Source organism: Nocardia sp. NPDC006630 (assembly GCF_040611495.1).
Taxonomy (GTDB): Bacteria; Actinomycetota; Actinomycetes; order Mycobacteriales; family Mycobacteriaceae; genus Nocardia.
Genome location: NZ_JBEXOK010000005.1, coordinates 316,346 through 338,989, shown reverse-complemented (window position 1 = coordinate 338,989; position 22,644 = coordinate 316,346). Strand labels below are relative to the sequence as shown.

Genomic DNA, 22,644 nt, shown 5'->3' with positions numbered 1-22,644 from the left:
GTGTGCGCGGGGTGTGTTACTCGGCCAGCCGGGGACAGCCGGTAATCACCGTGCACGGCCGCCGGGAGCGACCTGCAACATCGAAACAGGGTTATCGGGGTGCCTCTCCGATAACGCTCGATATTACGGATTGTTCGCGCGACCGTGGTCGGCGAGTCCGCCCAATGCCTGTACCCAGCCCTCCACAAGTCGCTTGATCTGCTCCAGGTCCAGCACCGCGCCCGCGAAGTCGAAGCGGGCGACGAGACCGTCCTGGAGGGTGTCGACGGTGACGTCCAGGTAGACGTCATCGGCGACCGGATCCGGATACACCCTGGCCGGGCGCAGATCGCGGTAGCGGAAACCGATGCGCCCGGCCGGCAGTGCGGCCGTTTCGGCAGCGGTCACGGGATTCAGATGCCGCAGCAATCCGAATCCCACGCCTCGGGACGGAACCCGCCGGCAGAGGTCGCGGATCTGTTCGATCACCGCTCCGGCCGCCGGGCCGCCGCGGCGCACCTCGTCGAAATCCGCACCGGTCAGCCGCAGTGCCAGCGGGTAGGAGGTGCTGAAGGCCCCGACCGTGCGGTGATCGGCGGGATCGCCGAGCACCCGCGCGTCCGCGATCAACCTGACCACCGAACCGAGTCCGGCCCGCGCCGAAGCGCCGCTGTCGTCCAGCAGGGTTACCGCGAGCGCGGTGAGCAGTACCTCCTCGAGATTCGACCGATACGAGCTCGCCACCGCCTCGACGGCCGACGCGCCCTCACCGGTGATGAACACCGAGACCCGGCCGCGGCTGATCGGGTCCGCGCCCGCGCCGAGCACCGCCGCGAGCGCCATGCCCCGGGACTCCGAGCCCAGAGCCGCATGCCACCAACCCATTTCGCTGACGGTCGATATCGCCGCGGCCCGTGCGGCGAGCTGCTCCGCGAGCACGGCCGGATGCGTGTCCGCGCCGGGCGGCGCGGCCTGACCCGACCAGGACGCGGTCAGCTCCTCGATAATGGTGTGCCACGAGGTGTCGTCCACGACCAGGCCGTTGGCGACCACGACCAGCACCGCCGCCGGGCCGTCGGCCGGATCGAGAGTCGGATCCGCCTGGACGCCCTGCATCAGCACGAAGCGAATATTGCGGCCCTTCTCCGGATCCAGCTCCGCGGCGGCGGCATGGACGACGGCCTCGATCGGATCGCCCACCGCCTCGACGGACGGATCCACCTGCCACACCATCGCATCGCGGGAATTCGCCTGCGCCGGAATATCGAGCACGCTCGCCGGCCCGTCCCGCCGCAGTCGCGAGCGCAGGGCGGGATGCCGATCGAGCAGGGCCGCCACCGCGCGCCGGACCCGTGACCCGGAGACATCGGCCGCGATCTCCAGCGTGATCGCCCGGACCGACCGGCCCGACCGCTCGACCTCGAGCAGTTCCATCGCACCGGCCGGGAGCGGCGAGATCGTGCCCACCGCGGCCAGGCGCGGTCCCATGACGGGCAGGGCCCGCGGCGCGGCGACGGGATCCACGGCGAAGACCGGCAATGCCCGGGAACCGGTATCGACGGGAGAAGGATCCATTCGGGTCCGCAGAGTCACGCCCGGCGGCGGGCCCGAGCTGGTGATGACCGGAAGTACCTGCGTGACAGCCCAATCGGCGACCGGATCCAGGTCCGGTTCGGCCGGCTCTGCGATCTCCTCGACAAGATCGCCGGCCGACTCCTCGGCAGTTTCGCCGGCCGCTTCGGTGGTGTCGCCGGTCCGCTGATCGGCGGCCGCGAGCACGGCGGCCAGTTTCGGGCCGATGATCGCAATGGCCTCGGGGGTGACCATCAACTGGTGCAGGAACGGGATGGGATGGTCGGTGATCGCCCCCGTGACGAACGCACGCCAGTCCGCGGCGGTGTGCGGATAGTCGTCGATGCCGCGGATCTCGGCTCGGAAGAGATCCATATCGCCGTCGAAAACGTCCGGCCGATAGGCGGATCCGAGTTCGACGGTGCGCACCGCGCCCCGGTAGATGCGGCGCACGCCCTCCAGGCTGAGTACCGCGAGGTCGGCGGGAATGGCCGCGTGCAGCGCGGCCAGCGCCTCATCGCCCAGATCCTGCAGATCCCCTTCGGGGAAGTCCTCCGTGCTGACACCGAGCGCCGCGAACTCGTCGCGCAGTGCGCTGCGGAAGTCGGACATGTCGGCCTCCGGGTAGGCGTCCAGGACGGCCAGCACATCGGTGCGCTCGCCCTGGGCACGGAGTTCGGTGCCGATGGCCTGGGCCAGCACACCGCCGAGTGAATAGCCGAGCAGCCGGTACGGGCCCTCCGGCTGGATGGCCCGCATCTCCGCGATATAGCGGCGGGCCACCTCGGTCAGCGATTGCGGCTGGTAGTCGTCCTCGGTCAATGCCGGGGACTGCAAGCCCAGAATCGGCTGATCCTCGGGCAGGTAGCGCGCCAAACCGGCGTAGCACCAGGACATTCCGGCCATCGGTGGCGCACAGAACAGCGGTGTGCGGGTACCTGTGGCGCGAATGGGCAGCACCACCTGTAGCGCCGCGTCAGCCGTAGCGCTGTCGGCGCTGCTGCCGAGCGCGGCCGAAACCTGTTCGGCCAGACCGGCGACGGTCGGATCGGTGAAGAACCAGGCGACCATGACCTGCGCGCCGGTCAGCTTGCGCAGCCGGCTCACCACCTGGGTGGCCAGCAGGGAATTGCCGCCGAGGGTGAAGAAATCGTCATCCCTGCCGACGCGGTCGGCGGCGAGCACCTCGGCGAAGGCGGCGGCGACGGTCTCCTCCATCGGGGTGACCGGCGCGCGGTATTCCCGCTGTGCCAGTACCGGTTCCGGCAGGGCCGCCCGATCCACCTTGCCGATCGGGGTCAGCGGAATCTCGTCCAGCACCACGATCGCCGACGGCACCATATGCGTCGGCAAACTGCGCGCGGCATATTCGAGCAATCGCTCCGGCTCCGCTGCCACGCCCGGCACGGGCCGCACATAGGAGACGAGAATCGTTGCGCCGGCGGGGTTCTTGCGGCCGAGGGTGAGCACGAAGTCCACCGCATCGTGCCCGGCGAGCACCGCGTCGATCTCGCCGAGTTCGATGCGGAAGCCGCGGATCTTCACCTGGAAGTCGGAGCGCCCGACATAGTCGAGCTTCCAATCCACCGACGGCACAGCGCGATTGCCGGATCGCAGCGCCGGATCGGCATACCAGCGCACCACATCGCCGGTGCGGTACATTCGCGATCCCGGTCTGCCCCAGGGGTTTGCGATGAATCGCTCCGAGGTCAGTCCGGGCCGGTTGCGGTAACCGCGCGCCAGCGAGCCGCCCGCCAGGTACAGATCGCCCGCGACGCCCGGCGGCACCGGACGCAGGCGGGCATCGAGCACCAGGGCCGAAACACCGTGCACCGGTGCGCCGATGGTGATCTGGTCACCGGCTTCGAGCCGGGCGAACGAGGAGATGACGGTGGCCTCGGTGGGGCCGTAGGCATTGTGATAGACCCGGCCGGGCTGCCATTTGGCCAGCAGTTCCGGTGTGGTCACATCGCCGCCGACGGTCAGCAGCCGCAATTGTTCCTGATCGGCCGGGTCGAGGGTGCCCGCCACCGCAGGGGTGAGGATCGCATGCGTCACGCTCTCGGAACGCAGCAGCTCGGCCAGTTCCGGGCCGCCCATGATCTCCGAGGGCACGATCACCAGCACCGCACCCATATGGAAGGCGCACACCCATTCCAGCACCGACGGATCGAAGCTCGGTGAGCAGTTGTGCAGCATGCGATGCTGCGAATTCAGCTCGTAGCAGGCCACCGCGTAGTCGGCGAGACCGCCGAGACCGGCATGGGTGACGGTGACGCCCTTGGGCATACCCGTGGATCCGGACGTGTAGATCATGTACGCCGGATGCTGCGCGCGCAGCGGCGTGATCCGATCGCCATCGGTGATCGGCGCCGCCGATTCGGTCATCAACCGGGCGTCGGTCGCCGCATCGTCCAGTGCCAGCCATTCCACGTCGCCGGGCAGCGTGCCGAGGTGCGCGGTGCCGGTAATGCCCAGCGCCGCACCGGAATCCGCGATCATGTACCGGACCCGGTCGGCGGGATAGGTCGGGTCGACGGGCACATGCGCCCCACCGGCCTTGGTGATGGCCAGGACGGCGGCCACCATTTCGAACGACCGCGGGAAGGAGACCGCGACCAGCGTTTCCGGTCCGACGCCGCGTGCGATGAGCACCCGCGCCAGCTGCGAGGTGTAGTCGTCGAATTCACCGTAGGTGATGGAGTGACCGCGGTAGCGGATAGCGGTGCGGTCGCGGCCGAGGCGCAGTCCCCGGGTGAGCAGGTCCGGCAGCAGCCCCGCCTCCATGACGCTGTCGCTGTGCACCCGGGTGAGCAGTGCGTACTCGTCGACGTCCAGCAGCAACAGGTCGCCGATCGGCGTATCACGCTGTGCTACAACAGCTTCCAGTAGCTGCGTGAATCGCTCCGCGAACACCCGCACCGATGCCTCGTCGAAAAGGTCACGGGCGAAGGTGAATACCGCGTGCATACCGATGTCGTCACCGGCAACGGCCTCCCGCATGATCAGCGACAGATCGAATTGTGAGGTCGTGACGCCCGAATCCAGTGCGGCAATCCGCAATCCGGGCAACTCGAAGCCCGAGTCGGCGAGATTCTCGAACGACAGCAGCACCTGGAACAGCGGATTGCGGGCGGTGGAACGCTCCGGATTGAGCAGTTCGACCAAGCGCTCGAAAGGCACATCGGCATGGGCGAAGGCCGCCAGATCGGCCTCTTTGGTCTCGGCCAGCAGTTCGGTGAACCGCAGTTGTCCGGGCACCCGCGTGCGCAGCACCAGGGTATTGACGAACATGCCGATCATGTCGTCCAGCTCGGCTTCACCACGTCCGGCGACCGGCGTGCCGATCACGATGTCGTTCGTCCCCGAAATACGCGCGAGGAAGGCCGCCAGCGCGGCGTGCACCACCATGAACAGCGTCGCGTGCTGTTCGCGGGCCAGCGAGCGCAATTGTTCGCACAGTTCGTTGCCGATCGAGAAGGCGACCTGCCCGCCCGCGAAGGACGGGCGCGGCGGACGCGGGCGATCGGCGGGCAGGTTCAACTCCTCCGGAACACCCGCCAGCGCATCGCGCCAGTACGAGCTCTGCGCCGAGATCAGGCTCTCCGGATCGGATTCCGTGCCCAGCACCTCACGCTGCCACAGCGCGTAGTCCACGTACTGCACCGGCAGCGGCGGCCATTCGGGTGCGCTGCCCGCCGTCCGCGCCAGATACGCGGTCATGACATCCCGCGCCAGCGGTCCCATGGACCAGCCGTCCGCACTGATGTGATGCGCCACGAACATCACCACATGCTCGATCTCGCCGCTGGGGCTCGGCGTGATGCGGAACAGCTTGGCCCGCAGCGGAACCTCGGAGGTCACATCGAATCCGCTGCTCAGTTCGGCGGTTATCCGCTCCAGCAGTACCGCCTGCTCGACCGGCTCCGGCGCGAGGCTCGGCACCGCGTGTTCGACGGGCAGCACCACCTGGTGCGCGATGCCGTCCACCTCCGGATACACGGTGCGCAGCGATTCGTGCCGGGCGACCACATCGGCGACGGCCCGCTGCAGTGCGGCGGCATCGAGCTCGCCGGTCAATTGCAGCACCACCGGCATGTTGTACACCGCCGCGGCGGGTTCGAGCTGATTCACGAACCACATGCGCTGCTGCGCGAGTGAGAGCGGAATCAATTCCGGGCGCGGCCGGGCTGCCAGCGGAATGCGATCCCCGGTCGCCTGCGATTCGAGGAAGGCGGCGAGCGCCCGCACCGTCGGGACCTCGAACACCGCGCGCACCGGGACGCGTGTCTCCAGTGCCGCGCCGAGCCGGGCCACCAACTGGGTGGCAATGAGCGAATTGCCGCCGAGTTCGAAGAAGTCGTCGTCGCGGCCGGCGCGGTCCACGCCGAGCAGTCCGGCGTACACCCCGGCCACCAGCTCTTCGAGCGAGGTGCAGGGTTCCCGGTATTCCCGTTGCGCCAGTTCGGGTTCCGGTAGCGCCCGGCGGTCCAATTTGCCGACCGGGGTCAGCGGAATCTCGTCGAGCACCACGACCACCGCGGGCACCATATGCGACGGCAGCTGCCGCCCCGCGTACTCGAGCAGCCGAGCCTCGTCCACCGAACGGCCCGCCACCCCGAGCACGTACGATACCAGCATGGTTGCGCCGGCGGCGTTTTCGCGGCCCAGTGTCACCGCGAACTCGATATCCTCGTGCGCGGTCAGTACCGCGTCGATCTCGCCCAGTTCGATGCGGTAACCGCGGACCTTCACCTGGAAGTCCGTGCGCCCCAGGAAATCCAGTTCCCAGCCGTCCGCCCCCGGCACCCAGCGCACCAGATCACCGGACCGGTACATCCGGGAACCCGGCGCACCCCACGGCGCGGCCACGAAGCGCTCGGCGGTCAGCCCACCGCGATTACGGTAGCCCCGCGCGAGCGCCGAGCCCATCAGGTACAGCTCACCGGGAACTCCCGGCGGCACCGGATTCAGCCGGGTGTCCAGCACCAATGCCGAAATACCCCGGATCGGCGCACCGATCGTCACCCGCTGTCCCACAGCGAGATTCACATAGGTCGAACCGATCGTCACCTCGGTCGGACCGTAGCTGTTGAGGTAGCGGCGTCCGGGCTGCCACTTGGCGATCAGCTCCGCGGAGGTCGCATCGCCACCGGTGCCCACCACCCGCAGCTCGTCCAGCCCCGCCGGATCGACCGTGCCCAGCATGGCCGGGGTGATCATCGTATGCGTGACCCGCTCGGCCTGCAGCAACTCACGCAGCTCGAGGCCGCCGACCACCTCCGGCGGGACGATGACGAGCGTCGCACCCGTGGAGAAGGTGTACAGCCACTCCTCCATGGACTGGTCGAAGCTCGGCGAGCACACGTGCAGGAAGCGGGCATCCGCTGTGACAGCACATAATTCGATGCCCTGCTCGACAAGTCCACCTAACCCGGCGTGGGTGACCGCGACGCCCTTCGGCAGACCGGTCGAACCGGAGGTGTAGATGACATAGGCGGGGTGCTGTAGTCGCAGGGGCGCGCGGCGATCCGCATCGGTCACCGCGGCGGGCGACATCCGGGCGCACGCATCGGTGACCGCCGGGGCGTCCAGAGCCAGCCATTCCACGTCACCGGGCAGGTCACCCGCGAGACCGGTCAGCGTAAGACCCACCGTCGCAGCGGAATCGGTGACCATATGCCGAATCCGGTCCGCCGGATACGCCGGATCGACCGGCACATAGGCGGCACCCGATTTCGCTACGGCCCAGACCGCGGCGATCATTTCGTACGAGCGGCCGATGGCCAGTGCGACCACCGATTCCGGCCCGGCTCCGCGCGCGATCAGCACGCGCGCCAGCTGCGACGAATAGTCGTCCAGCGCACCGTAATCGAACGAGCGGTCCCGGCTCCGTACCGCGATCCGGTCCCGGCCCAGCCGCACGCCCCTGGTCAGCAGCTCGGGCAGGAGCGCCGGCTCGGCGACATCGCCGGAGATTCGGGTCAGCAGCTCGTATTCGCCGGGGTCGAAGATCGGCAGCTCGCCGACCGGCAGCTCCGGGTTGCGGGTGACGGCCTCGAGCACCCGCACGAAACGCTGCGCGAACGACCGCACCGTGGCGTCGTCGAACAGTTCGGTGGCGTAGTTGAAGGCCGCCGAAATCCCCTGCGGCGCACCGTCGTCGCCGATGCTCTCGATAAGCGTGAGATCCAGGTCGAACTTGGCCACCGGGAGATCCAGCTCGACGGACGACACCGTCATGCCCGGCAGGGCGAGCTCGGCGCGGGTCATGTTCTGCAGGGTCAGCGCCACCTGGAACAGCGGGTTCCGCGCCTGCGAACGCGGCGGATCCAGCAGTTCCACAATGCGTTCGAACGGCACGTCCGCATGCTCGAACGCCGCGAGATCGACCTGCCGGACGGCGGCGAGCAGTTCGGTGAAACCGGCGGCCGGATCGATATCGGTGCGCAACACCAGGGTGTTGACGAACATGCCGATCAAATCGTCCAGTTCGGCCGCGCCCCGGCCGGCGATCGGTGCGCCGATCGCGATATCGCGGGTGCCGGACAGTCGGGCCAGCACCGTGGCGAAGGCCGCGTGCAGCACCATGAACAGGGTGCTGTTGTGCTCCTGCGTCATTCGCTGCAATCCGGCGTGCACCGCCGGATCGATCTCGAAGATCAGGGTCGCGCCGTGGCCGGAGGACGCCGCGGGGCGCGGCCGATCGGCGGGCAGGTCCAGCTGATCGGGCAGCCCCGTCAGGGTGGTGCGCCAGAAGTCGAGCTGACGGGCCAGCAGGGATGCGGAATCGGTTTCGTCGCCGAGGATGTCGCGCTGCCACAGCGCGAAGTCGGCGTACTGCACCGGCAGCGGCGTCCACTCCGGTTCCCGGCCCCGGATGCGGCTCAGATAGGCCGTCACGAGATCGCGGGTCAGCGGTCCGGCGGAGAAGCCGTCGCCCGCGATGTGGTGCACCACGCACACCAGCACGTGGTCATCGGCGGCCAGCCGCAACAGCCCCAGCCGCAGCGGCGGCGCGGCGCTCACGTCGAAACCGGCGACCACGGCCTCGGTGACATACGCGGCGAGTTCGGCCTCGGTGCCATCGCGCAGCGGGACGGCGGGCAGCGCCTCGGGGTCTCCCGCGGCCAGCACCACCTGACAGCCGATACCGTCGTGCTCCCGGTACACGGTGCGCAGCACTTCGTGCCGGTCGACCAGGTCGTAGACGGCGGCCCGCAGTGCGGGCACGTCCAGCGGCCCGGTGATCCGCAGCGCGGTCGGCAGGTTGTAGATGCCCGCACCGGGGTCGAACCTATTGAGGAACCACATGCGCTGCTGGGCGTACGACAGGGGTATCCGCTCCGGGCGCTGCCTCGGCCGCAGCGGGGCGATCGCCGAATCCACATGCTGGGCAAGCTGTTCCGCGAGCAGCGCGACAGTGGGCGCTTCGAAGACGGCACGCACCGGCACCCGGGTTCCGAGCGCGGCGCCGAGCCGCGCCACCACCTGGGTGGCATTGAGCGAATTGCCGCCGAGTTCGAAGAAATCGTCGTCCGCCCCGGCCCGTTCGACACCGAGCACCGCGGCGAAGACCTCGGCGACGGTGCGTTCGGCCGGAGTCGACGGCGCACGGTAGGCGCGGGCCTGAAACTGCGGCACCGGCAAGGCTTTACGGTCCAGCTTGCCGCTGGCATTGAGCGGCAGGGCCGCGAGCCGGACGACCGCGGACGGCACCATGTACAAGGGCAGCGATTCGCGCGCGTGCGCCAGCAGATCCGCATCGGTGACCTGTGCACCCGATTCCGGCACGAGGTAGGCGACCAGGCGGTCTCCGGTATCGCCGCGCACCAGCGAGACAGCCGCACGATGCACCGCGGCATGGCTCAGCAGCACGATCTCGATCTCGCCGAGCTCGATGCGCTGACCGCGCAGCTTGACCTGGAAGTCACTGCGGCCCAGGTACTCCAGCGCATGACCGGCCCCGGCGGGATCGGCCACCCAGCGCACCACATCACCGGTGCGGTAAAGCCGCTCCCCACCGGAGTGCGCGACAAAGCGTTCCGCGGTTAACGCGGGTGCACCGAGATAACCGCGCGCCAACTGCACACCGGCCACATACAACTCCCCCGCCGCACCGAACGGCATCGGCTGCAACTGCCGATCCAGCACGTGCACACGTGTATTGGCAACTGGACCACCGATCGGCACGGCGACACCCGCGGCATTACCGGCGGGCTGCCCGGTGACCACCGTCGCCTCGGCCGGGCCGTACCAGTTCACCAGCGCCGTATCCGGCAGCGCCGCACCGAACTTGGCGACGGTCCCAGCCGAGAGCGCCTCACCGGCGGCGAACACCCAGCGCAGCGAGGGATGGGTCGCGGCGGGGCCGTCGAGATAGGCGTCCAGCATCGACGGCACGAAATGCACCGTGCTGACGGCATATTCGTCGATGACACGCGCAATGTACGCCGGATCACGGTGCCCATCGGGCTCCGCGATCACCACGGCGGCACCGGTCTGCAACGGCCAGAACAACTCCCACGTGGAGATGTCGAACGTGATCGGCGTCTTGTGCAACACCACATCACCCGCACCGTGCGGATACGTCCGCTGCGCCCAGCGGAACTGGTTCGCCATCTGCCGGTGCGTGATCACCACACCCTTGGGACGACCGGTCGAACCCGAGGTGTAGATGACATACGCGGCATGATCCGGCCGCACCGCCGCCGCACCGACGAACTCGATATCGGCCGCACCCGCCACGGCATCCACCAGAAAAAGCGGTACACCCGAGGCGGTTTCGAACCCGTCGACAGTCCGCGTCAGCACGCATACCGGAGCCGAACCGGCCAGCACGTACTCGTTGCGCTCCGCCGGATGATCCGGATCGACCGGCACATACGCACCGCCCGCCCGCAGTACCGCGTAGATCGCGATCACCAGATCGATATCGCGCCGCATGGCCACCGCCACCCGCGACTCCGGCCGCACCCCGCGCAGGGTCAGTTCCCGCGCCAGCCGCCGCGACCGCGCATCGAGTTCGGCGTAGGTCACGGTGGTATCGCCGAATATCACCGCCACCGCGTCCGGGATGCGCGCCACCTGCGCGTCGAACAGCGTGAGCAGTGTCGAATCATCCAGCAGCTCAGCGACTTCGGTGGCATTCACGCTCGCCAGGGCAAGGCGTTCGCTCTCGATGAGCGCATCCACGTCCGCCACCCGCGCCTGCGGCTCCACCGCGAAACGGGTGAGCAGCTGCGAAAACCGCTGTGCCATGGCCTGTGCCGCGGGTTCGTCGAACAGATCGCGCAGATACTTGATGTTCACGCGCAGCCGATCGCCGACCGGCTGAACCATGACCGTCACCGGATAGTGCGTGCCATTGGCCGCGCCCGTTCCGAGCAGGCCCACACCGTCGATCGGCGCCGCCGCCTCGTCGAGCGCGTCCCCGTCGACCGGGAAGGAGGCGAACACCACCAGCGAATCGAAAAGCCCTTCGAATCCGGCGATTTCCTGGATTTCACCCAGACCGAGGTAGTGGTGATCCAGCAGGGCCGCCTGCTCGTCCTGTAGTCGCCGCAGTACCGCGCCGAGCGTGTCGGCCGCGGCCAGCCGCACCCGCACCGGAATGGCATTGAGGAACAGGCCGACCATGGTCTCGATACCGGCCAATTGCGGCGGACGGCCCGACACTGTCGCACCGAAGACGACATCGTCACGATCGGTGCTGCGGGCGATCAGCAGTCCCCAGGCCGCCTGCACGATGGTATTGACCGTGACACCGGTCTCGGCGGCAACACGGCTCAGGGCGGTGGTGTCGGCAGCGGGCAGATCGAAGCCCAATTCGCCTATACCGGCGGAGATTTCACGCGATCGATCGACCGGGGCGAGCGGTGTCGGCTCGGTCAGACCGGCCAGGGCGGCACGCCAGGCATCGCGCGCCGCGGCCTGATCCTGCGCACCCAGCCACGCCAGGTAATCGCGGTAGGAACGCGGCTGCGGGAGCGCTTTCGCATCGCCGCCGAGCGCGTAGAGGGCGAGCATGTCCTGCATGAGCAGCGGCATGGACCAGCCGTCGAGCAGAATGTGATGGCTGGTGACCCACACCCGGTACCGCTCGGGCGCGGTGCGCACCAGCGAGAATCGCACCAGCGGCCCGGTCGCCATATCGAAGTGGCTCGCCATATCGGCCGCGAGCAGCCAGTCCGTCTTGACGGCGGACCCGTACGGCGCACTGTCGGCGAGATCCAGGTAGCGCCAGGGCACTTCGACATCGTCGAGGACGATCTGCAGTGGATTGCCCGCCGCGTCCTGCGCGAATACCACCCGCAGATTCACATGCCGATCCAGCACCGCCTGCGCGACCGCGTGCAGCAGGTCGACATCGATGGCACCGCCGAGATCGACGCTGAACTGCGTCATATAGGCATCGACCGAGGACTCCGCCAGCAGCGCGTGGAACAGCATGCCCGACTGCAGCGGCGTGAGCGGCCAGACATCGGCGAGGTTCGGATACACCTCGCGCAATCGCGCCAGCTCGGCATCGTCGAGCCGCACCAGCGGACCGGTCACCGGTTCCGCCTCCGCCTGTGCTGTTGCGGCAGTGGCGATCTCGGCGAGCGCGGCCAGGGTACGGGTGGCGAACAGATCCCTGGGTTTGAACGCCAGGCCCCGCGCACGCGCACGCGAGACGATCTGGATCGCGGTGATGCTGTCCAGGGCGAGCGCGAAGAAATCGTCGTCGAGACCGACCCGTTCGCTCTTCAGCACCTCGGCCAGGACTACGGAAATATCCTGCTGCACAGCGGTTTCCGGAGCACGGTACGATGTGCTCCGCAGGTCCGGTTCGGGCAGAGCGCGACGATCCAGCTTTCCGGCAGGGGTCAGCGGTATCTCGTCGAGCACCACGATCGCGGCCGGCACCATATGGCCGGGCAGGCGACGCTCGGCGTGCGCCGTCAGTTCGGCAGGCCGCACCGCGGCGCTCCCGGCCGCATGCACGTAGGTGACGAGCACCGTGCTGCCATTGGCAAGCTCATGGCCGACGGTGACGGCCAGATCGATCGCGGGGTGTTCGGCCAGCACGGCATCGATCTCACCGAGCTCGATCCGGAACCCGCGGATCTTCACCTGGAAGTCGTTGCGGCCCAGGTACTCCAGTTCACCCGCGGCGGTCAGACGCACCAGATCACCGGTGCGATATAGTCGAGATCCCTTGGTGTCGAAAGGGTTTGCCACGAATCGCGATGCGGAGAGCCCCGGCTGCCCGTGATACCCACGAGCCAGCGGGCTGCCCGCCACATACAGCTCGCCCGGCGTACCGACCGCCGCCTCGGCCAGCCGCTCGTCGAGCACGTACTGGGTGACGCCGGGAATGGCCGCACCGATGGTGACGTCCCGGTCCGGGAGCAGGCGCGCCATATGCGTCATGACCGTGGCCTCGGTGGGGCCGTACGCATTCCAGAACGCGCGCCCCTCGGAATTGAAGCGCTGCACCAGGTCCGGCGGGCAGGCCTCACCGCCGGTGACGACCACCCGCAGCTCGTCCAGCCCCGCCGGATCGACGGAGGCGAGCGCGGCCGGTGTGACGAAAGCGTGCGTCACCCGCTCACGCCGCAGCACCGCCGCCAGATCGGCGCCGCCGTACACCCGGGGCGACACCACCACCATGGTGGCCGCGCCGCCGACCGCCAGCAGCAGCTCCAGCACCGAGGCGTCGAACGACGGGGACGCGAAATGCACCGTGCGCGAATCCGCGGTGATGTCGTACCGGCCGCGCTGTGCCTCACAGAAGGCAGCCAGCCCGGCGTGCGTGACGACCACGCCCTTGGGTGTGCCGGTGGAGCCCGAGGTGTAGATGACATAGGCCGGATGTCCGGCCCGCAGTGGCCGCACCCGATCGGCATTGGTGACCAGATCGGACGGGTACGCGAGCAGCCGGGCGCCGAAATCACCGGCGTCGAGGGCCAGCCACTCGACCTCATCGGGTAGTTCGGACCGGGCGACCTCGACGGTCAGGCCCAGTACGGCACCGGAATCGAGCACCATGTGGGCAATCCGGTCGGCCGGGTAATTCGGGTCCACCGGAACGAACGCGGCACCGGTCTTGGCGATCGCCCAGACGGCGATCACCGACTCCAGTGAGCGCTCGATGCCGACGGCGACGCGGTCCTCCGGGCCGATGCCGCGGTCGATCAGCAGGCGCGCCAAGCGACTCGACCGTTCGTCGAGCGCGGCATAGCCGAGAGTTGCCAAGGTGCCGGTGGCATCGGCCAGTACCAGCGCCACCCCCTCGGGATTCGACTCGACCGCAGCCGATATCAGCTGCGGAAGCGTCGGTACCCGCGAAGGCCGCGCGCGAGTAGGTCGTACGCGCGTTGTGCCGATCATCCGCACACCGCCCAGATTTTGTGCTGCCACTGCCCGGCAACCCGATCCATTAAGTTGTCCCCCACCGTATTCATTGTTCCCCGTACCGCGCGTGCGCATCGGAAGAACCGAGCGCGCACGCTCGACTTTTCCGCTAACGCGCGGAGAATACAACCGGAAAAGGAACTACGGCCGGTACTTCAGCTCAGTGCAAGTGAACATCCGCTAGCCCCGGGAGCATTACCACGGCGGACGTCCATGCCTCCGTATCGGCACTCGAGGCGAGAATCACAGTTTGTAAATCTTCGAACGGGGCAGGATCCAGGCCGGCCAGACCGGACGCGTCGGCGAACAGATGGGTAACCCACTCATCGCCCAGTGCCGCGGACAGGTCGGCGGCTGCCGGATCGACGAGTACGAACGAGGCTCCCGCCGCACCGGCCGCGACCAGCTCCACCAGGGCCAGCGCCGATCCCGGCGCACCCTCGTGGAAGGTCCGGGATTCGAAGGTGATTTGGGCGGTGTCGCGGGCGCGATCCGCGGCAGCGGCCAGTGCGTCGTAGGTCAGGACGCCACCGGACGCGAGGTACGCCGGGTCCACCCCACGCAGCGCGCGCGTGCGGCTGGCGTAGGTGACCGGGCGCGCGGATTCGGCGGCAACTTGAGCGGCCACTTCCGCATCGTCGAGCACCAGCCAATCGATGCCCACCGCCGTCGCGGGCACGGCGCCCACGGTGATACCCACCTTGACGTCCAGACCCGGTGCATCGGCCGCCGCGAGCGGCACCAGCATGGCGCCGGTCTTGAGCACGGCCCAGGTCGCCACGGCCTGATCCACACTGCGCGGCAGACTGACCACCACCCCCGCGCCCGGTCCGCTGCCGTGCGCGATCAGCACCCGGGCCAGCCGCGAGGAGCGGGCGTCGAGCTCCTGATAGGTCACCGAGTCCTCGCCCCACACCAGCGCCGGACTGTCCGGATCATCCTCGACCGCGGTGGTCAGGACCTGTGTCAGCGCGGCGCCCCGGGCGGCCGGAGCCGCCGGTTCGGGAGTCGGCCGCGGTGCCGCGGCCACCCCGGAACCCGGTGTGCCGAGCAGTTCGATATCCCCGACCACCGCGTGCGGGTCGGCGGCCACGGCCAGCAGGATCCGCTCCAGCACCCGGCCGAACGAGTCGATGGTCGCCTCGTCGAAAAGGTCGGTGGCATAGGCGAAGATCACGTCGAGCACGCCCAGCGCACCGTCGGCGCCGGACCGCGGCTCCATGCTGATCTGCAGATCGAACTTGGCCGCGGCCAGTTCGGTATCGATGGCCGACACCCGCAGCCCCGGCAGTTCCAGCACCGGAGTCTCGGTGTTCTGCAGCGAAAGCACCACCTGCAGTAGCGGATTCGCGGTGCCGCGACCGGCGGCCGCCACCTCGGAAACCCGCTCGAACGGCACATCGGCGTTGCCGAAGGCGTTCAGGTCGGTCTCCCGGGCCTGCGCGACCAGCACATCGAACGGCGCATCGAGATCGACCGGGGTGCGCAGCGTCAAGGTATTGACGAACATGCCGACCAGATCGTCCAGCGCCCGTTCACCACGACCGGCGACGGCGGTGCCGATAACCACATCGGTACTACCCGACAGCCGGGCCAGCCAGGCCGCCACGGCCGCGTGCACCACCATGAACAGCGAGGCATTGTGCTGCCGCGCAATACGATTCAGTGCGACGTGCACCTCGGCGGGCAACCGGAAGTCCGCGAACGCGCCCGCCGTGGAGGAGGCCGCGGTGCGCGGCCGGTCCAGCGGCAGGCTCGGGGCCGGCAGGTCCGCCAGCTGCTCGCGCCAGAACGCCAATTGCTGTGCGGCCAGGGAGTTCTCGTCCTCGTCGACGCCGACCACCGCGCGCTGCCACACCGCGAAATCGGCGTACTGCACCGACAGCGGCGACCAGCCGATCTCCCGGCCCGCACTGCGTGCCAGGTACGCGGCCATGAGGTCGCGCGCCAGCGGAGCCATGGAGGCGCCGTCGGCCGCGATGTGATGGGCGACCAGCACCAGCAGGTAGTCGTCCGGATCATCGCCGGTGATCAACCGCACCCGCAGCGGAACACGCTGCGCCACATCGAATCCGGTGAAGACCAGCTCGGCCACCCGGGCGCCGATATCCTCTGCCCGCTCCACCTCGAGACCGTCCGGCAGCACCTCGGCCACCGACAGGATCTCCTGGTACGCCGCCGCGCCCGGCGCCGATTCCGGATACCACGTGCGCAGGACCTCGTGCCTGGTCAGCACGTCCTCGACCGCCTGCCGCAGCGCGGGCACATCGAGCGCGCCCTGCAGGCGGATGGCCATGGGGATGTTGTAGGCCGCCGACTCCGGATCGAACTGGTTCAGCACCCACATGCGCTGCTGCGCCAGCGACAGCGGCACCCGCGCCGGGCGCTCGCCCGCCACCAGCGGCGGTCGCGCGCCCACGCCCGCACCGGGCACCACACGCGCGGCCAGTCCGGCGACCGTGGAGGTCTCGAACAGTTCGCGCACCGCGACATTGGTATCGAGCGCCTCGTTCACCCGCGCCACGGCCCGGGTGGCGATGAGCGAATTACCGCCCAGCTCGAAGAAGTCGTCGTCCGCGCCGACCCGGTCCGCACCGAGCAGTTCGGCGAAGACACCGGCCACGATCTCCTCGATGGGAGTCGACGGCGCCCGGAACACCTTGGCCTCGAAAACCGGTGCGGGCAGCGCCTTCCGGTCCAGCTTGCCCGAGGCATTGAGCGGGAACTCGTCGAGCGCCAGCAGTGCGGACGGCACCATGTAAGCCGGAAGAGACTGTGCAAGAGCAGTTTTCAGCTCTTCACCATCGGCATCCGCGACCACGTAACCGATGAGCTGATCGCCGGTGTGCGCATCGGCGCGCACCACGACCACCGCCTGCGAGACACCGGGCTGCGCCAGCAGCGCCGCCTCGATCTCGCCCAGCTCGATCCGCAGCCCGCGCAGCTTCACCTGGAAGTCGGTGCGGCCCAGGTACTCCAGCTCACCGGCCGCATCCCACTTCACCAGATCGCCGGTGCGGTACATGCGCGCGCCGATGCCGAACGGATCGGCCACGAACCGATCGGCGGTCAGATCCGGTCGCTCCACATATCCGCGCGCCAGCTGCACACCCGCGAGATACAGCTCGCCCGCGACACCCGGCGGAACCGGGTTCAGTCGCGAATCCAGCACGTACACCTGGGTATTGAAGACGGGAGCGCCGATCGGCACCGAGGTGATGTCCGCGTCGGTGACCTCGTGATAGGTGACGTCGACCGCGGCCTCGGTCGGGCCGTACAGATTGTGCACCCGCGCACCGGTCAGCTCGCGGACCTTCTGCGCGGTGCTGCCGGGCAGCGCCTCACCGGAGGCGAACACCTGCCGCAGCCGCAGCGCGGAGGTCTCGGCGCCGCCGAGCGTGCCCACGAACACCGACAGCATGGACGGCACGAAATGCGCCGTGGTGATGCCCTGTTCGGCAATGATCTGCGCCAGGTACACCGGATCGCGATGCCCGTCCGGCTTCGAGACCACCAGTCGCGCACCGGCCTGCAGCGGCCAGAAGAACTCCCACACCGAGACGTCGAAGGTGGCCGGAGTCTTCTGCAGCACCGCGTCATCGGCGGTGAGGCGGTACTGCGCCTGCATCCACACCAGGCGATTGACAATGGCCCGGTGGCTCACGGCCACACCCTTGGGCTTGCCCGTCGAACCGGATGTGAAGATCACGTAGGCGGTGTTGTCCGGCCGCAGCGGTTGCGTGCGTTCGGTATCGGCGATCGGCGCGGCGCTCAGACCCTGTGCGGCCTGCTCCAGATCCTCGACCCGGGCCGTATTGATCACGCGTCCCGAGCTGAAATCGTCTGCGCGCGTGGTCAGAATCAGGCGCGGCTGCGCGGTATCGAGAATGTGGCCGATGCGATCGAGCGGCTGATCCGGATCGATCGGCAGATACGCCGCGCCCGTCTGCACCACGGCGTACATGGCCACCACGAGCTCGGTGGAACGCCGAATGGCCAGTGCCACAGTCGATTCCGGACCCGCGGCGAAGCCGCCCATCATGAGCCGGCGGGCCAGGCGATTCGCGCGCTGCTGCAACTCGCGGTAGGTGAGCCGCTCGTCCTCGAATACCACCGCAATGGCATTCGGGGTGGCCGCGACCTGTGCGTCGAACATCGACACCAGCGTCGCCGGAATACCGTGCGGCAGACCGACGGCCGCCTCCAGATCGAATCCGGTGGCATTCCAGTCGCTGACGACCTGCTGCCGTTCCCGGGCGCCGAAGACCGTGATATCTCCGACCGAGGCGCCCGGATCGGCGGTCACGGCCGCCAGCACCCGCTCGAAGCGCTCGGCGAACACCGCCACCGTCGGCTCGTCGAAAAGATCCAGCGCATAGGAGAATTCGCCGGCCAGACCATCGGCGTCGCCGTGCTCGTCGTGCGATTCCTGCATGGTCAGCTGCAGATCGAACTTGGCGAACGGAATCTGCAGATCCGCGCCCGCCACACTCAGCCCGGGCAGCTCCAGCCGGGTGGGCGCCATGTTCTGGAAGGCCAGCATGACCTGGAACAGCGGATTACGCGCCTGCGAGCGCGCCGGATCCAGCAGTTCCACCAGGCGCTCGAACGGCACGTCGGCATGCCCGAAGGCCCGAATATCGGTATCGCGCACCTGGTGCAGCAGATCCTCGAAGCTGGTGGCGGGATCGATATCGGTCCGCAGCACCAGCGTATTGACGAACATGCCGATGAGATCGTCGAGTTCGGCCGCACCGCGTCCCGCCACCGGGGTGCCGATGGCGATATCGCGGGTGCCGGACAGTCGCGCCAGCAGAATGGCGAGCGTCGCGTGCACCACCATGAAGAGCGTGGTGCCGCGGGCCTCGGCCAGATGCCGTGCCGCCGCATAGGTTTCGTCGGTGATCCGGAATCCGAAGGTCCCGCCCCGGTACGAGGCCACCGGCGGCCGCGGCCGGTCGGCGGGCAGCACCAGCTCATCGGGCAGATCGTCGAGTGCTTCGCGCCAGAACGCGATCTGCTGCGCCAGCACCGAATCCGGATCGTCCTCGCTGCCCAGCGTCTCGCGCTGCCACACCGCGTAATCGGCGTAGTGCACCTCGAGCGGCGTCCACTGCGGTTCCCCGCCGCGCGCCCGCTCGGCATAGGCGGTCACCAGATCGCGCGCGAGCGGACCCATGGAGACGCCGTCACCGGAAATGTGGTGCACGGTCGCGACGAGCACATGCTCCTGCGCGGCGATCCGCAGCAGTCGCAGGCGAATCGGCGGTGCGGCGGTGACGTCGAAACCGGCGCCGACCACCTCGGCGACCCGCTCCGGAATCTCGGCCGCGGTGATATCGAGCAGCGAAAGTTCCGGCACCGCACGGGGATCGTCGGCGGCCAGCACCAGCTGGTAGCCCTCGCCGTCGACCTCGGGATAGATGGTGCGCAGGACCTCGTGCCGCGCAACCAGATCCCGCGCCGCCGCACGCAGCGCCTCGACATCGATGGCGCCGCTCAACCGCACCGCGAGCGGAATATTGTCCACCGCGCTGTCAGGATCGAAACGGTTCAGGAACCACATGCGCTGCTGCGCGAAGGACAGCGGAATCCGTTCCGGCCGGGGCAGCGAACCCAGTGCCGGACCCGCGGTCACGGCCGCGCCGCCGTCGAGTTGCGCGGCCAGCGCGGCGACCGTCGACGCCTCGAACAGCACGTGCACGGGCACCCGGGTACCCAGCGCGGTGCCGATGCGCGCCGCGGCCTGCGCCGCGAGCAGCGAGTTGCCGCCGAGTTCGAAGAAGTCGTCGTCCGCGCCGACCCGCGCCTCCGGGTTGTCCGGAATCAACAGCGTCGCGAAGACCTGTGCCACAGCCTCTTCGGCGGGAGTGGACGGCGCGCGGAACTCGCGGGCCGCGAACACCGGCTCCGGCAGTGCCGCCCGATCCAGCTTGCCGACCGGGGTCAGCGGGATCTCCTGCAGCACCACAATGGCGGTGGGCACCATGTACGCGGGCAGCGATTCACCGATGAAGCCGGCCAGCTCGGCGGTATCGAGAGTGGTTCCGGGACGCGGTAATACATAGGAGACCAGCGCGGTCACACCCGACGGCAGCGTCTTGCCCAGCGTCGCAGCGTAATCCACATCGGCGTGTGCGGTCAGCGCATTGTCGATCTCGCCGAGCTCGATGCGCAGACCGCGAATCTTCACCTGGAAATCCGAGCGGCCCAGGTACTCGATGACACCGCCGGCCTCCGCGTCGCCACCCGCGGCGGAGGTGCGCTTCACCAGGTCACCGGTGCGGTACAGGCGCGCGCCCGGAGTACCCGTCGCCTCACCGAAAGGACTGGCCACGAAGCGTTCCGAGGTCAGCCCCGGCCGCTGGTTGTAGCCCTGCGCCAGCGCGGGACCCGACAGGTACAGCTCACCCACCACGCCGTCCGGCACCGGCCGCAGCCGCGAATCCAGCACATACGCACCGACACCCGGTACCGCCGAACCGATGGTGATGCCCTCGTGCGGCAGCAGCGGTGCGCTGCTGGTCGCGAGAATCGTTGCCTCGGTGGGCCCGTACCCGTTGTAGAAGGAGCGGCTGCCGGTCGCCCAGCGACCGACCAGCTCCGGCCCGAACTTATCGCCGGCGACCACGACGGTGCTCAGCTCGTCCAGTCCGGACGGGTCAACCGACTCCAGCGCACCCGGCGTGATCAGCACATGGGTGACACGTTCGCGGCCGAGCAGGTCCGCCAGTTCCACGCCGCCGAACACACCGGCGGGGGCGACCACCAGGGTCGCACCGGCCGTGAAAGCCAGCAGCAACTCCAGCACCGACACATCGAAGCTGGGCGAACATACATGCAGCACACGCGAATCCGAGGTGACGCCGTAGTGCTCGCGCTCCGCGGCGGCGAGACCGGCGAGGCCGGTGTGGGTGACGACAACACCCTTGGGCTTACCCGTCGAGCCGGAGGTATAGATGACGTAGGCCGGATGCTGTTCGGTCAGCGACCGAACCCGGTCCGCATAGGAGATGGGGTGCGCGGGATGCGCGTCGATCCGCCCGGTCCACACCGGATCGTCCAATTCGATCCAGTAGGTGGAGGTCCCGAGCGCTCCGCGGTACTCCCGCGTCGTCAGTCCGAGCACCGCGCCCGAATCGGTCAGCAGATGTTCGATGCGATCCGGCGGATACGCGGGATCGACGGGGACATACGCCGCACCGGTCTTGGCGACGGCCCACACCGCCAGCACCGATTCGATGGACCGGGTGATGCCGATGGCGACCATATCGCCGGGGCCGACTCCGCGCCCGATCAGTTCCCGCGCCAGCTGGGACGAACGGGCGTCCAGGTCGCGATAGCTGATCTCACGCTGATCGGCCGGATCACCGGTCGGATTGAACCGGACGGCGATGGCATCGGCCGCGGACTCGACCGCGGCGGTGAGGAGCTGCCCGAAAAGAGGGCTGCCGGACCGACGCCGACGATTACCGCGAGCTGTACGGCGGGCAGTATCCATTCGAGTGCATTCACCTCTCGGGTCTAGCTGGTCCGCATGCCGAAGACCTTCGGCCAACCCACGAATAATGGTGGTCGAACCACGCTGGCGGACTGAGCAATCATATCGGGCGCGCGGTGCCGCGATGACGGCTCGAGCTCAGAGAGTATCGGTGACCAGGGACCTTCGTTGCAGCCTTGTGATCTGCACCACAGGCAATTACAGCCACCCACGTCGGGTGGCTTGCACCCCGGCCTGGAATCGGGTGCTCGCCCCGAGCCGCTCGAGCAGGCTCGCGGTCCGCCGCACCACGGTCCGCCGGGACAGCCCCAGCCGGCGCGCGATGGTGTCGTCGGTCGCACCCATGCTCATGAGGGTGAGGATGGCGCGATCGCGCTCGTCGAGGGATTCGGACGGGTTCACCGAAATCGGCGTGGCCATGGACCACAGCGAATCGAAGGTCTTCACCAGCAGATCCAGCGTGGGCGAGGGGCCGACCCGCACACCCATCGGATCACCGCGCCGCTCGTCGGAGTGCAGTACCAGTACCGCCCGGCGGTCGTCGGCCACGATCAACTTCATCGGCGGATCGGGCAGCGTACGCGCCTGCGCGCCTGCGGCATTGGTGGCGAGCACGTGCCGCAGTCGTTCTGCGTCCTGGTAGATCGTCTCCTGATACAGCGTGCGGTAGTCGATGCCCGAGGCGATGCGCGCGGACTTGAGCTCGAACATCCGCTCCTCGGTCTCCACATCGGAGAGGAACGGACCGCGCTCCACCACCTTCACGCAGGTGTGCGCGGTGTGCTGCAGATCTTCGAAATCGGCGAGCAGCTGGCGGCGTTCGTAGACGGCCACCACGGCACCATCGGCATCGGTGGTGCGCCGCACCGATCGGAAGGTCTCACCCAGGCGGGCCGCCGCCGACTGCATACGCAGTACATCGGAGGTGCGGCGCCGAGTCTCGGCCTCCGACAAGGCTTCCGGAGCATGTGCATCCCAGCGCACGGTGCCACTGCTTTCGGTCAACCGCACCGCGGCCTCCAAATGGCACAGCGCCTCCAGCGCGGCCTCGGCCACGCGCGGCGGGCAGCCCAGACGCTCGGCGACTTCGAGTGCGGTCGACCGTGGATGCTGCACGAGCACCGCGTAGGCGCGCCCGTGCAGCGAGGCAGGGTCGAAGAGATCATCCAGTGTCGTCACCGCGCCCACCGGCA

The 22,644-nt window shown here is 68.6% G+C and carries 3 protein-coding genes; all 3 read right to left on the bottom strand.

Annotated elements, in window-relative coordinates; translation table 11 throughout:
• Positions 1-123: 123 nt before the first annotated feature.
• The 3 genes from ABZX86_RS16685 to ABZX86_RS16675 all read right to left on the bottom strand — a co-directional run bounded on the left by ABZX86_RS16685 (position 124) and on the right by ABZX86_RS16675 (position 22,630).
• Positions 124-13,926, bottom strand: coding sequence for an amino acid adenylation domain-containing protein (locus ABZX86_RS16685; protein WP_355124307.1), 13,803 nt, complete (start codon positions 13,924-13,926; stop codon positions 124-126).
• A 184-nt stretch (positions 13,927-14,110) separates the two neighbouring features.
• Positions 14,111-21,451 (bottom strand): amino acid adenylation domain-containing protein, encoded by a 7,341-nt coding sequence (locus ABZX86_RS16680; protein ID WP_355124305.1) that lies wholly within the window; start codon positions 21,449-21,451, stop codon positions 14,111-14,113.
• 198 nt (positions 21,452-21,649) lie between these two features.
• Positions 21,650-22,630 carry a helix-turn-helix transcriptional regulator gene (locus ABZX86_RS16675; protein ID WP_355124303.1) on the bottom strand — a complete coding sequence of 327 codons (981 nt, stop codon included), beginning with the start codon at positions 22,628-22,630 and terminating at the stop codon, positions 21,650-21,652.
• Positions 22,631-22,644: the final 14 nt, after the last annotated feature.

What these genes read in the sequence shown, in the direction of transcription:
- ABZX86_RS16685 (WP_355124307.1), bottom strand. Translation starts at nt 13,926, where the DNA reads ATGATCGGCACAACGCGCGTACGACCTACTCGCGCGCGGCCTTCGCGG.
- ABZX86_RS16680 (WP_355124305.1), bottom strand. Translation starts at nt 21,451, where the DNA reads ATGGATACTGCCCGCCGTACAGCTCGCGGTAATCGTCGGCGTCGGTCC.